The sequence below is a fragment of the Synechococcus sp. WC101 genome, assembly GCF_047461555.1.
Taxonomy (GTDB): Bacteria; Cyanobacteriota; Cyanobacteriia; order Thermostichales; family Thermostichaceae; genus Thermostichus.
In genome coordinates this window covers 1-12294 of sequence record NZ_JANSHG010000069.1, presented here as the reverse complement: position 1 = coordinate 12294, position 12294 = coordinate 1, and the positions used below count along the sequence as shown (strand labels likewise).

Annotated in this window: 13 protein-coding genes and 1 pseudogene; 9 read left to right on the top strand and 5 right to left on the bottom strand. The window is 60.4% G+C overall.

Going from position 1 to position 12294, the window contains the following annotated elements; genetic code table 11:
• The 4 genes from NW809_RS06435 to NW809_RS06420 form a co-directional block, all read left to right on the top strand.
• Window positions 1-372 (top strand): NAD(P)H-quinone oxidoreductase subunit J (locus tag NW809_RS06435; protein ID WP_414401756.1); only part of this gene is annotated, 372 nt, incomplete at its 5' end.
• Between the two features lie 47 nt (window positions 373-419).
• Window positions 420-593: a hypothetical protein gene (locus NW809_RS06430; protein ID WP_011430814.1), complete on the top strand. Its 174-nt coding sequence runs from the start codon at window positions 420-422 to the stop codon at window positions 591-593.
• Window positions 594-634: 41 nt separating this feature from the next.
• A complete protein-coding gene (locus NW809_RS06425) occupies window positions 635-1831 on the top strand; it encodes a class I SAM-dependent methyltransferase (protein ID WP_414401755.1) in 1197 nt (398 codons plus the stop codon).
• A complete protein-coding gene (locus NW809_RS06420) occupies window positions 1828-2088 on the top strand; it encodes a SemiSWEET family sugar transporter (protein ID WP_041438445.1) in 261 nt (86 codons plus the stop codon). Before NW809_RS06425 ends, NW809_RS06420 begins: the two co-directional genes overlap by 4 nt.
• Window positions 2089-2155: 67 nt before the next feature.
• On the opposite strand, the gene NW809_RS06415 is transcribed toward NW809_RS06420, so the two are convergent.
• Both NW809_RS06415 and NW809_RS06410 read right to left on the bottom strand, forming a co-directional pair.
• Window positions 2156-3646, bottom strand: coding sequence for an Ig-like domain-containing protein (locus NW809_RS06415; protein ID WP_011430817.1), 1491 nt, complete (start codon window positions 3644-3646; stop codon window positions 2156-2158).
• A 134-nt stretch (window positions 3647-3780) separates the two neighbouring features.
• The gene (locus NW809_RS06410) at window positions 3781-5043 is read right to left on the bottom strand and encodes a class I SAM-dependent methyltransferase (RefSeq protein WP_011430820.1); all 1263 of its coding nucleotides are present in this window, start codon (window positions 5041-5043) and stop codon (window positions 3781-3783) included.
• 103 nt (window positions 5044-5146) lie between these two features.
• Between NW809_RS06410 and NW809_RS06405 the strand changes: the two genes are divergently transcribed.
• The 4 genes from NW809_RS06405 (at window position 5147) to NW809_RS06390 (ending at window position 9103) form a co-directional block, all read left to right on the top strand.
• Window positions 5147-5965 (top strand): hypothetical protein, encoded by an 819-nt coding sequence (locus tag NW809_RS06405; protein ID WP_011430821.1) that lies wholly within the window; start codon window positions 5147-5149, stop codon window positions 5963-5965.
• A gap of 310 nt (window positions 5966-6275) precedes the next feature.
• Window positions 6276-7253 carry a PspA/IM30 family protein gene (locus NW809_RS06400; protein WP_011430822.1) on the top strand — a complete coding sequence of 326 codons (978 nt, stop codon included), beginning with the start codon at window positions 6276-6278 and terminating at the stop codon, window positions 7251-7253.
• Window positions 7254-7313: 60 nt separating this feature from the next.
• On the top strand, window positions 7314-8132 hold the full coding sequence (locus NW809_RS06395) for a tetratricopeptide repeat protein (protein ID WP_011430823.1): 819 nt from the start codon (window positions 7314-7316) through the stop codon (window positions 8130-8132).
• A 578-nt stretch (window positions 8133-8710) separates the two neighbouring features.
• Window positions 8711-9103, top strand: a complete 393-nt coding sequence (locus NW809_RS06390; protein ID WP_143596971.1) for a hypothetical protein — start codon at window positions 8711-8713, stop codon at window positions 9101-9103.
• 132 nt (window positions 9104-9235) lie between these two features.
• On the opposite strand, the pseudogene NW809_RS06385 reads toward NW809_RS06390, so the two are convergent.
• The 3 genes and pseudogenes from NW809_RS06385 to NW809_RS06375 form a co-directional block, all read right to left on the bottom strand.
• A pseudogene (locus tag NW809_RS06385) lies at window positions 9236-10339 on the bottom strand (RNA-guided endonuclease InsQ/TnpB family protein); the annotation flags it as partial.
• A 135-nt stretch (window positions 10340-10474) separates the two neighbouring features.
• Window positions 10475-11569 (bottom strand): nucleoside triphosphate pyrophosphohydrolase, encoded by a 1095-nt coding sequence (mazG, locus tag NW809_RS06380; RefSeq protein ID WP_099813021.1) that lies wholly within the window; start codon window positions 11567-11569, stop codon window positions 10475-10477.
• A complete protein-coding gene (locus tag NW809_RS06375; protein WP_041438447.1) occupies window positions 11550-11765 on the bottom strand; it encodes a DUF2949 domain-containing protein in 216 nt (71 codons plus the stop codon). The genes mazG and NW809_RS06375 overlap by 20 nt, the downstream gene beginning before the upstream one ends.
• A gap of 356 nt (window positions 11766-12121) precedes the next feature.
• On the opposite strand from NW809_RS06375, the gene NW809_RS06370 reads away from it, so the two are divergent.
• Window positions 12122-12294: helix-turn-helix domain-containing protein (locus NW809_RS06370; protein WP_143597033.1), on the top strand; the 173-nt coding region annotated here is incomplete at its 3' end.

Below are 12294 nucleotides of genomic sequence, written 5' to 3'. Positions count from 1 at the left end.
CTCTTGCCTGTGTGTACTGCCCTCTATGCCTACGGCTTCAATTACCTGGAGTGCCAGTGCGGCTACGACCTGGGGGCAGGGCAACCCCTGGTCAGCCTCTATCACCTGATCAAACTGGCGGACGGGGCAGATCGGCCGCAGGAGGTGCGGGTTCAGGTGAAGCTGCCCCGCCAAGATCCGCGGGTGCCCTCGGTGTACTGGATCTGGAAGTCGGCGGACTGGCAGGAGCGGGAGACCTATGACATGTACGGCATCATCTTTGAGGGACACCCCAACTTGAAGCGGATCTTGATGCCGGAAGACTGGATTGGGTGGCCGCTGCGCAAGGACTATATCACGCCTGACTTCTATGAGTTGCAGGACGCTTACTAGGGGGGATCCCTTAACCGGCTGAGCAGCGTTCGCAGGACGTGAGAGAAATGTGGCCTTTTTTGCTCTTGGCAATCTACGCAGGGGGAGTTTGGTACTCAGCCCGCAAGGCGGATCGCATCTACTCAGGCTCTGGAAAGTGGGCGGTGTCGGCCCTCTGGCCACTGCTGCTCTTGACCAACCGCCAGTTTCGCCAAAATTGGCGTCGTCCCTTGAACAAGTGAGTCTATCCCCATTGGTAAGCCCTTCTAGGCAAGACTTAGGCTTGGGCAATCCGGATTTGCCCTTGTCGCCCTCGCAGGCCGACCGGAGGTTGCCAGAGCTGATCGGCAGCCGCATTCGCGCCCGAGGACCCGTGACCTTTGCCCAGTTCATGGAGTGGGCCCTCTACGAGCCAGGTCTGGGTTACTACGAGCGGGAGCATCTCCCCCTCGGCTGGGACTATCGCACCTCCCCTCACTTGGCGGCGGATTTTGCCCAACTGTTGGCTGAGCAGATCTTCCAGTTCTGGCACATTTTGGGATCCCCTCCCCATTTTGCGGTGATTGAGATGGGGGCGGGCAGCGGGCGCCTGGCCGAAGATTGGCTGGCCTATGTGTGCTCCAATTGGCCCGACTTCTGGCAAGCCCTGGAGTACGGGATCCTCGAGCGCTCTGCTTTTTTGCGGCGGCTACAGCAGGAGCGCTTGGCCGGCTATGGCGAGAAGGTGCGCTGGCTAGAGTGGGACGAGATCCCAGATGGTTCGGTAACCGGCTGTTTTTTTTCCAACGAGCTGGTGGACGCCTTCCCAGTCCATCGGGTGCAGGTGCAGGCGGGGGCCTTGCGAGAAATCTACGTGGATTGGGCGGAGGGGGAGGGCTTCCGAGAAGTGTTAGGGGATCTCTCTACGCCCGCGCTGGAAGCGTACTTTGCCCGCCTGGGGATCCCGATTGCCACCTATCCCTCCGGCTACCAAACGGAGGTCAACCTCAAGGCCCTAGAGTGGCTCCAGCTTCTGGCCCGCAAGCTGCGGCGGGGCTACGTGCTCACCCTTGACTACGGCCACACCGCCCAGCGCTACTACAGCCCCCAGCGCTTCCAGGGCACGCTCCTGGCCTACCGCCAACACGGCACCTACGCGGATCCCTATGTCTGGGTGGGATCCCAAGATCTCACTGCCCACGTGGACTTTACCACCTTGCAGCAGGTGGGGGAGTCTCTGGGGCTCAAGTGCCTGGGCTTCACCCAGCAGAGCTGCTTTTTGGTGAACCTGGGATTGGCGGAAAGGCTGGCCGCCCTCGGCCAAGTTGGCGACGAGGGGGGGGATCTGGGCCAGGTGTTGCAACGGCGACATGCCCTTCACGCTCTGCTGGATCCGCTGGGGTTGGGGAGCTTTGGGGTGTTGCTGCAGGCCAAGGGCTTGAGCGAGGCGGAAGCGGCCCAGCCGCTGCAGGGCTTTGTCGAGCCGGAGCTACACTTATGAACCTCACCTTTTGGGTGGGCCTATCGGCTGCTGCTCTGACCACTGCCAGTTTCTTCCCGCAAGCCTGGAAAACTTGGCATAGCCAAAAGGCGGACGATTTTTCTTGGAGCTACCTGCTGCTGTTTGGGGCAGGGATCCTGATGTGGGATCTGTACGGCCTGTTGCGCCAAGATGCGGTCATCCTGCTTGCCAACACGGTAACCCTGGCGCTGGTGGGAGTGATTATCCTAACCAAACTGAGAACCTCGGCTCGCTAGGGGGAGAGGGGAGTTGCTCTGCATCTGGCCTGGGTTTTAGGCCTTGCTTGCCTAGAACTCCTCCTGACTAAGGGATCCAGGCCAGTGCGCTGCTGCTCAGCGGCAGGCGGCGACGGCTGTTGGGGATCGGCAGCCCATCTTGCAAGTCCACCAGCCACACTTGCCCGCTGCGGATCGCTTGCCCAGTGCGGCTAAAGGGGGCCCAGGGATCCGGGATCTCCTCTTGCAAGGGCTCCAAAAGCGTGTAGGCCAACAGGCGGCCGTCAGGGGAAAGGCTGAAGTCCAGCTCAAAGGGATAGTCGGCCCGCCCCACCTCTACGGTCTTGCCCGCCGGGGCCGCGCCGCCGCTGCCGAACACCACTGCCAGCAAGCGGGGGGACTCGGTGTAGGCCAGAGATGCCAACGCGCCCTCACCAACAAACTCGGCCTCGCTGACCAAGCCGTAAAAGACGGGTGCCCTCGGCGAAAAAGCTCCTTTGGTTACGGATCCCTCGGTAACCCAAATCTCCTCGCTGGTGCCGGTATTGCTGACGATAAAGAGGCTGCGGGTGTAGTCGGGATTGAAGCGCAGCAAAGCCCCGAAAGCCCCATCGGGACGGATGGCCAAGGTTTGGCCGAACTGGGCCAAAAAGCTCTCCGCTGCCGCCCGCGGCTGCAAGGGCACAATCCCCACCCCCTGCCCCTGGGAGATGAGCAGGCTGCTCTCATCAGGGCTGATGAAAAAGTCTCCCCCCAAAGCCGTATCCAGATCCAGCCGCTCAAAGGGATCCCGGCTCCTTTTCTGGATCCACAGTTCCGTCTGGACGGGAGCCAGGGGATCCCGTTGCAGGGGGATCCGCTCCGCTACCACCAGCTCCCCCGTCGGCGAGACCTGGAAGCGCAGGTTTTGGTAGCCCTGGTGGTCCAGCAGCAACCGGGAAGACAGATCCTCCAGATCCAGGCGGTAGAGATCCTGCTGCTGGATGGTGCTGGCGGTGGCAAAGTAGTAGACGAAGCGGCCATCGGCGCTGGGCTGCATCTGGGTAACCTTCAGCCCCGCCGGCGTCAGCAAAGTGGTGGATCCCGTCTCCAGGTTAAAGAGCAACAGCCGCCCCCGTTGGTCTGCTTCCGTGCCGATCCCCAACAACTGCCGATCCGGCGTGCGAAACTCGCCCTCAAAAGGCCGCGCCATGGGCTGGCCCCGCTCATCCACGGCTGCCTGCAGGCGCACCCGGTAGGTCTGGCCGTAGGGGGCCGGCTCTGTCAGCGTCCAAAAAAAGCGGCGGCCCAGCTTGCGCATCCGGCCCGGCAGAGGCGGCTGGATCTCCAGGTTGGCCGCAACGCTGTCCGCATCCATAGGGCGGTTGAAGGTCAGCACCATCTGCAGTTCCTGGGATCCCACCCGCTGCTGTTGCCAGTTAAAGTCCCGCACATAGGGGGCCGTGTGGTTGCCCAGCAAAAATAAGATCACCCCAACCGCCAAGTTGCAGAGGGTGATCCCGGCCACCCAGCGATCCAGGGGCTGGGTCAGCCCTCGCTGCAGAGCTGCATAGAAGCGACGTGCCGGCCAGGCAGACATCCGAGTCGTACAGTTTTCGACCTCTCAAACCAGATTAAGACACTTCCCAGGCACTCCGCGCCACTGCCCTCACCCCCAACCCCTCTCCCAGAGGGAGAGGGGAGTTGGGATTGGTCGGGAACGGGAAAACGGCTCTACTGCAGCATGACGAATAGAAAGTCTTCCAACGCCGTCAGGAAGGTCAGCACCTCGTCAGTTGCCTGTTCTTCCGTCAGGGATCCCAACTCGACGACCCGCTGAATCAGCTTTGCCACCGGAGTTGGCCCCTGCAGCAGCGGGGCCAGCCATTTCACCTTCTCGGCAGGGATGCGGATCCGCCCGTGGGTGGCCCCTGTCCACTGCATTTCGTAGGTGCAGTTCTCTTGCAGGGCCTTGTTGTACTCCTGGTGGAAGCGAGCGTTGTCCATCAGCAGGGGGTTGAATTGCACGGATCCCGCCAACCAATCTGCATCCGTCCAAGGTAGCACCAGGGAAGAGCCGGCGTGCTCGGCCCAAAAGTCGATGAGGCGATGGGCAGGCCGGATCAGCTCGTAGAGGTGCAGCCGCTCCATGACGCTGAGGGTTTCCAGCCGTTGCCGCACAAACTCCGGCACTTGCTTAAAGAGAGACTCCAGCGACCAGTCGGGCATATCCACCAGGCTTAAAAAGCCCAACCCCGCCTGCTGCAACATGCCAAACACCTCGGGGATCGTGAATCCCTTGTCGTTGGAGAGCAGATAGTTGTTCATGATGGCGGCATCTTCGGTATAGCTGGCCGGGTTCCACAGCACCGCCTTGGCCACCTCTTCCTGCAGGGATCCCATGAACTCCCGCACATGTTGCGCCCCCACCGCCGGCGGGACGTCGAATTGCCCCACCTTTTGCAAAGCTGCCTGCAGGCGGAGAAACACCTGGCGTTGGCGGCGGCTGTGGAGATTGGCGCGAATGATGCCCTCGGGCTTGAGGACTTTTTTCATCGCCCGCAAGCCCTCAGTGGGATCCGCCAACAAATACAAAACATCGTTCAGGCTGATGAAATCGAACTGGATCCCCAGGCGATCCAGCTCCAGCACGTTGAGGACGTAGCACTGGACATCGGTGAAGCCGTGGTGCCGCAGGCGTTCCTCGGTGAGCTTGACCGAAGCCGGCGACAGATCACAGGCCACGATCTGGGCGCCCGGATTGGCCTCCGCCATCATCAGCGTCTCCCAGCCGGAGCCACAGCCGGCGTTGAGCATCACCTTGCCCTCGGACGGGACGAGGGCGTGGGTGCGTAGGTACTGGGCGGTGGTATAGCTCATCTTGAACATCTCCCCCAGGGCATTGCGGGCCGACTGCGAGAGGGGCACGTTGGGGTAGGGCAGAGCCTCGTAGAGGCTGAGGGCCCGGTCTGCAGCCGAGAGGGCGGATCTGGTCATACGCAGAGGAAAAGCTCAACAGAGAGCGAGAGAGCGGTCGATGCAAAGGCAGGATGAATTTATGATTGAGTGTAGCCGTTGAGGGATCCGCTCAGAACTGGCTATGACTGCTGCTGCTTTGCCCCGTCGCCGCTCCCGTTTCTCCCTGGCAGGCACCCTGGCCGCCGTGGGCGGGGCGCTGCTGTGCGGGATCCTGGTGGTGCGGCTGCAGGTGCCGATGCTGGAGCGGATCAACCTAGAGGCCCTGGAAAATGCCGAGGCCCGCAAAAACCGCAACATCGCCCTGGCCACCACCCTGGGCTGGCTGGGCTACCGCAACCTGGGCGCCTCCTGGCTGTGGCTGGAGCTGATCCAGTACTACGGCGACGCCCCTGCTCGTGCCCAAACCGGCTACGGCCTCGCCTACGAGTACTTCGACCACATGCTGCGACTGGATCCCAACTTTTTCTTGGGCTACCGGCTGTCTAGCTTGGTGTTGGCCTATCGGGCCGGCCAGCCGGAAAAAGCTGTCGAGATTTTGGATCGCGGCCTGCAGCAGTTTAACCCCCAAAACAATCCCGACGCCTGGCGGCTCTACGTGGATCGCGCCTTGATCAACTTCATGTTTTTGGGGGATGCGGAAGCGGGCCGCCGCGACTACTACCAAGCTGCCGCCTGGCGGGAACAGGTGGGCCTGCCCGGCGACGACTTTCGCCAACTGGGGGACAACATCGCCCGCAGCCCCCTCAGCCGCCGTTCCCGCTTCGATGTCTGGCTGAGCGTGTTCAATGCCACCAGCGACCGGGATACCCGCCAGTTTGTTCTGGAACAACTGACCCAATTGGGGACGGTGCTGCGGACGCTGCCCACCGGCGAGATCGAGATTCTCCCACCTCCTCTGCCCGATTTTCCCGAGGAAGAGCCCTACCGCTTGCGCCTGTAATTCCAATCCCCTAACTGGGCAAAGATTGCGCTCTAGGGTTGTGACGTTGCCCCAAGAGGTGAGCTAAACTCTAACCCAAATTGTCATCCTGGAAGCCGTCTTCTTCACAGGACCGATCCCTGCGTCAGAGAATCTGCTCTCTCTGGCGCAAGCGAAGTGTTGCTCCCGCTGCCTCTCCTCGAAGAAGGGGCGGCTATCGTTCTTGCTTCCGGTTCGTGAAGACGCTCCAGGCTTTCGGTAAGTTCCCGCAGCTTCCCCATTTCTTATTATTTCTTAACTTTTGTTGTTCTGCACAATAGGAGTGATCCCCATGGCCTCAAGAACTTCTCTCCTGATGATGGCGGCTGTCCTTTCGGGCAGTTGGTTTGTCCTCCCTGCAGCGGCCCAATCTTCTGGGACAGCGCGAGTACGGTCGGTGGTGGATGGGGACACCTTTTGGGCAGACTTGAACGGCAGGCCAACCCGTTTTCGTCTTGCCTATGTGGATGCCCCAGAGCTGACGCAAGGGCGCTGGGGGCGGCTCTCGCAGGAAGCTTTGCAAAGCCTGCTGCCGCCGGGATCCCTGGTGCAGGTGGATACTCTCTACGTCACGCCAGAAGGGCTGCACATTGCCCAGGTGTACAACGCCGAGGGTTTGGTGAATTTGGAGATGTTGCGCCAGGGGCAGGCGGTGGTTTATGAGCGCTTTTTGTACGGGGCCAACCGGGAGCGCTACTTGGAAGCTCAAGAATTGGCCCAGGCGGCGCGACGAGGTTTTTGGCAGCAACGCAATCCGGTGATGCCCTGGGAGTTTCGGGAGACAGCCGCGCAAACCTCAGCCTTTGCGGGATCCAACGTTTTGGACGGCTCCTTCCTGCGGGAAAACCCGGCAGCGGCTGCGGGCGTGGGCATTGCCACCGCGGTGGTGATGGTGGGCTTGAGCAAGCTGCTGTGGAGAAAGCCCAGCCGGCAGAGGGTGAGCATCCGCCAGATGGAGCGGGATCTCAAACAACTGCAGCGCAGCCTGGCCACAACGCTGGCCAGCCGCAAGCAACTGGAACGGCAGTACGATCAACTGCTGCAAAAGGCCGAGGATTGGTTTGTCAGAGCCCAAAAGGCCAGCCAACATGACCAGGACGAGCTGGCGCGCCAGGCTTTGGTGCAGCGGAACCAACACATGAGTGCTGCAGAGGCGGTTCGCAAATCTTTGGATGAAGTTGAAGCGCAGGCGGCAACCCTCCGCGAAGGCATTTCTCGCCTGGAAAGCCAGATCGCGCTGGCCAAGCTGGAACGGGAGATGAACAACTAAGCCTGGGGCGGCGGCTTAAGATGGGGGAGCATCTACCTAGTGAGCCAACTGACAATGGCGATGAAGGCAAGAGTATCCCCTCTTTTAGCTGCCCTGCTGTTGGTGCTGCTTTGGCTTGGGATCCCCCTTGGATCTGAGTCAGCGAATGGGGCAGCGGCGGCGAGTGCCAAGATCGATCCTGAGATTGACCGGCTGTTTGAGGAAGCCTTTGCTGCCACCAACCGGGGAGATTTTGCCCGGGCAGAGGCCTTTTGGAGCCAATTGTTGCAGCGCCAGCCCGACAACCCGGCCCTGTGGAGCAACCGAGGCAACGCCCGCGTCAGCCAGAACCGCTTGCAGGAGGCTTTGGAGGACTATGCTGAGGCCATTCGCCTGGCTCCCAACGCACCAGATCCCTATCTAAATCGGGGGACGGCTTTGGAGGGGCTAGGGCGCTGGCAGGAGGCCATTGCCGATTATGAGCGGGTGTTGCAGTTGGATCCCAACGATGCGGCAGCCTACAACAACCGGGGCAATGCCGAGGCAGCGCTGGGAGAGTGGCAGCAGGCCCTGGCCGATTACCGTCGCGCCACGGAGCTGGCTCCTGACTACGCCTTTGCCCAGGCCAACTACGCCCTCTGCCTTTATCAGGTGGGAGAAACGGAAGCTGCCTTGCGCCTGATGCGGGCTTTGGTGCGCAAGTACCCGAAGTTCCCGGATATGCGGGCTGCCCTCAGCGCTGTTCTTTGGGTGCAAGGCCGGCAGGGAGAAGCAGAAAGCCAATGGGTGGCTGTGCAAGGGCTGGATCCCCGCTATGCCGACCTGGAGTGGGTGAAAACCGTCCGTCGTTGGCCACCGGCGATGGTGGCAGCCCTGGAGCGCTTCCTTTCTCTGCGTTGAAGAGCTGTCAGCAGACTCCCCTGCAACTCTGGATCGCAGCAATTCTTAATCTCATCTCAATTGAGAGGAGACATCGATCCTAGAAAGGAAAAGCCCCCACGACTCCCTCAAAAGAGGAAACGGGGCGGGCGCAGTGCCTCAGTCTAAATCGAAATAACAACATTGCCATCTTTGAGTTATGGTTTCGGACTTGGCTCTGCGCATTGGCGAAGCGGTTGCTAGGGATCCCCGCAGCCAGAGGCTCAGGTTGCAGCCTGTCTGGGGGGGCGGGGATTGCCTAAATTGGGATCAGGACAACTGAGGATCCCGGCAGCCAGCTCAACCCAAGCCCAAGAGAACGCGAAGGGATCCCGACGGTTTCGATAGACTGTGAGAGGGACAGTGTAAAAAATTGCTTCCTCGAGCTTCCTCCCGCTCTGCTGTGTTTCAGTTCTATCGCGGCGTGTGGTACTGACGTGAGTGCAATGGCCTTTTTCTCTCGCTATTCTTTCCTCTCTCCTGGTTGGAGGAGGGCACTACGAGCTCAGGGGAGCTGGGCAGGGCTGTTGCTCATGGCTCTACAGCTTGGGCAGCCCGCCGTGGCTCAGACAGAGACCCAAGTTTGGAGTGGCACTGGCCAGATCTTGAGCGGTCAGGGGCAAGGGGCCACGGTGCAACTGGTTCTGGAAACCGGTGGCGGACGCATTTGGACGCAGTCGGGGCCGGCGTTGGATGCGCCCTTTTCCGGCGGGCAGATTTCGGTTACCAGCGGCGACGGCACCTGGCAGATCCAACCGCAAGGGGATCAGTTGCTGGTGACCTTTTACCGCGGCGAGCAGATCATCCGCTGGCAACTGCGCCCCGTCGGCGAGGTTCCAGCCTCTTCTCCTCCTGTGCCATCCAGCTCCTTGATCGGCGACACCGCCCAACCGCTGGCTCTGCCTGTGCAAGAGCTGGTCGTTCCCATCCAGAATTTGCCTAACAATCGCTGAGGGATCCCGCGGGCAGGTCTCCCGGTTCAGACATAAGTAAACTACTCGGCTCCGACCGCCCCCCTTCCAGCCCCCTGCCCCTGCCCCCCTGCCCCCCGTATACGGGGGGCAGGGGGGCGGGGGGATTGAGGGGGGCTGGTTTACAGCAGCCCCCAAAAGCGCAATTACATTTGCCCCGTTGTAGTCTGCGTCCCCTTCCCAACCACAAGCCGGGTTGACACAACGGAAGCGCTTCCTTTCCCGTTGCCCAATCCACAGGCACTGGTGGCAGGTCTGTGAGCTGTAGGCAGGCGGCACCAACACAACCCGGATCCCTGCTCTTGCTGCCTTGTACTGCACAAACTGCCGCAACTGGTAGAACGCCCAACTATTCGACCGCCGGCGCTCCGTCTTGCTACGCGGCTGTTGGTTGACACGCTCCCGGATCCCGGTCAGGTCTTCCAAGGCAATAAAGCTGTGGGTTGCCTGCACCCTCGACACAATCGCTTTGGAGATGCAGTGATTAACCCAGGTTTGGAAGCGTCTCTCCCGGCCAGACAACCGTTGCAAGAGCTGCCGGCACCGCCGCCGACTAGACTTTGTGCCCTTACTGGCCTTGCGTTGGAGAACCGCTCTCAACCGGGAGTAGTGGTCTCTGACCCGGCTCAACTGCTGTCCACTCCAGTTATCCCCCTCTGAGGTGTGTGCAATATCTGTTCTGCCCAAGTCCACTCCAATCGCCTTGGGGGTGTTCTGGGGCTCCGGCAGGTCATGCTCGACGCAAATCTGGATGTAGTAGGAACCGTCCTGCCGTTTGACCAGGGTGGCCGCTTTTGGGTGGGTGCCGGCCAGCATGCCCCGTTGGTAGTTACCCATGGCCAGCTCAAACCGTTCCTGCCCCTCAACCGTAGTTAGCGATACCGTCCAGTCTTTTTCACGGAACGAGAAGATGCGGGCATCGTAGGTGACGAAGCCCGCCTTGAACGCCTTGACTGGACGGTTCTTTTGCTTGGCAACCTTGCGCGACCCCGCCACCCGCCTGCATACCTGCCCCGCCAGATTACTGGATAACCCAAAGCGAGCGCGTATCTCGTAATAGCAAAGGGAATGGAGTTTGACTGCGTTAACGACTTTCTCTGGTGTGCTTTGGTTGACCCAGTTCAGTGCCTGCGCAAAGGCGTCCAGAGTCGCATCCAACTTGGCGGCCTGCGCCTCAGACACCTTGAGCTTGCAGGAGATAGTCAGGGTTTGGGTCATACTGTTACTGTACCTTATGGGAACGCGTTCCTCCCAGCCCTGACCGGCCCGGCCCCCGGCCCCCCACTCCCCCCGTATACGGAGGGGATATAGGGGGGTACAGGGCGGGTCTCCCGCGGTTTCTAGATGAAGGGATTAGGGGTGCTCCTGCTTTGCCTGTTGCCAGAGGGCCTCTAACTCCGCGAGGGTGAGTCTTTGGAGAGGGGAGGCTTGGCCGCTGCTAGGCAATGCCGCTTCTGCTGGTTGCCGCGCCAGCTCTTCCAGGCGCAAAAAGCGGCGGGCAAAGCGCAGGTTGGTTTGGGTCAAGGCCTGTGCGGCATCCAGCCCATACCAACGGCCCAAATTGACCAGAGCAAACAGCAGATCCCCCAACTCGGCTTCTTGTCGCGCCGGGTCAGGGGGATCCCGTTCCAGCTCTCGGCGCAGTTCGGCCTCTTCCTCGCGCACCTTGGCCCAGATCCCCTCCACCGTCGGCCACTCAAATCCCGCTCCCACCACCTTTTGGGAGATCTTCAGGGCGGCCATCAGGGGGGGCAAACTTTCGGCGTAGTGGAGCAGTTTCTGGCCGAGGGTTTGCTGCGGCTGTTCCTTCTGCTTGATGTCTTCCCAGGAGCGGTGCAACTCAGAAAGGCTGGAACTATCTGACTGCGGAGCCTCCCCAAATACATGGGGGTGACGGCGGATCAGCTTATCGGCAATCCGCGCGGCTACAGTTTCCAGGTCGAAGTGGTTTCGCTCGGCAAAGATCTGGGATTGCAACACCACCTGCAGCAACAGATCCCCCAGCTCTTCGGCAATCGCTGCCGGATCCCCGGCCCGAATGGCCGCCACCGTCTCGTAGGCTTCTTCGAGGATATAGGGAGTGAGCGACTCAGGCGTTTGGGCGCGATCCCAAGGACAGCCGTCGGGGGCGCGCAACTGAGCCACAATTGCCGCCAAGCGGCTGAGGTGCTGTGCAGACGCAGAGCGCTCCAGATAAAGATGGGCAAAAGAGCCTGTGGCCTGCGGATCCCAGCTTTGCAGCGTCAGGGGGCCGCCCACTATCTGCAAGTCTTCTGTGAGCAAGGTCAACGCTTGGACAGGGGCGCAGACCTGCTGTAAAAAACGACGCAGCTCCGCCGGATCCTTCTTCCCGCAACTTTTCAGCAGCAGGGATCCCTGCCCAGCCGCAGACCAGCGGGCCAGATGCTGTTGCCAATCGGGCTCAAGGCTATCCAGCGTTTGGAGCATGGTCGTAGGTGCGGCCCAAATCCAGAAGGCGCCTGAGCTGCTCGAGATCGATGAAACTCAGCTCCAAAAGGATCATCAGCAGCGGCCCCTGCTGGCGATGCTGCAGCTTTTTGGCCAAGCTCAGCTGCGAGCGGTCAATGATGCCCGCTTCCAACAGGTATTCTTCAAGGACAGGAGGGGGAATGGGATCTAGCATAGTCGTTTCACAGCGCTGAGAAGGACAAGTGGGAAAACTGAGAGGATGACAGACTAGTGTAATCATTCTTAACACTCTTACAGAGCTTCCGCAAAGATCTGGCCGGCAACTAAGCCAAGAGGCAGTAAGCCAGGTTTGCCGAGCGCAGCTCCGCCAGGCGATCCCTCCCGTTACCGGGACAGATGGGATCTCTGTATCCAAGAGCACAAAAAATGGATTCAGTGAGGTCAATGTATAATAGCAAGCTCGCTGCCGATTGACAGTGCCCTGATGAGCCGATTCTCTTTCCCCGACGAAAAGTACAGCCTTTTAATTTAAAATAGGGCACAGGTATTCAAGAGGAAGGAGAGAAAGGAATGCCGACTCATTCTTTGGATTTGCGGCAAAGAGTTGTAGCAGCCTACCAGGCAGGTAACACCTCCATCCGCCAGGTAGCTAAACGCTTCATGGTTACCAAAAGAACAGTACACCGCTGGGTGCGTCAGTACCAACAAACTCAAGATTTAGCCCCTAAGAAAGCAGGCACCAA

Coding starts and splice junctions, on each gene's coding strand:
- NW809_RS06410 (WP_011430820.1), bottom strand. CDS start 5,043: ATGACCAGATCCGCCCTCTCGGCTGCAGACCGGGCCCTCAGCCTCTAC.
- NW809_RS06400 (WP_011430822.1), top strand. CDS start 6,276: ATGGCCTCAAGAACTTCTCTCCTGATGATGGCGGCTGTCCTTTCGGGC.
- NW809_RS06420 (WP_041438445.1), top strand. CDS start 1,828: ATGAACCTCACCTTTTGGGTGGGCCTATCGGCTGCTGCTCTGACCACT.
- NW809_RS06395 (WP_011430823.1), top strand. CDS start 7,314: ATGAAGGCAAGAGTATCCCCTCTTTTAGCTGCCCTGCTGTTGGTGCTG.
- NW809_RS06405 (WP_011430821.1), top strand. CDS start 5,147: ATGACTGCTGCTGCTTTGCCCCGTCGCCGCTCCCGTTTCTCCCTGGCA.
- NW809_RS06415 (WP_011430817.1), bottom strand. CDS start 3,646: ATGTCTGCCTGGCCGGCACGTCGCTTCTATGCAGCTCTGCAGCGAGGG.
- mazG (WP_099813021.1), bottom strand. CDS start 11,569: ATGCTCCAAACGCTGGATAGCCTTGAGCCCGATTGGCAACAGCATCTG.
- NW809_RS06375 (WP_041438447.1), bottom strand. CDS start 11,765: ATGCTAGATCCCATTCCCCCTCCTGTCCTTGAAGAATACCTGTTGGAA.
- NW809_RS06430 (WP_011430814.1), top strand. CDS start 420: ATGTGGCCTTTTTTGCTCTTGGCAATCTACGCAGGGGGAGTTTGGTAC.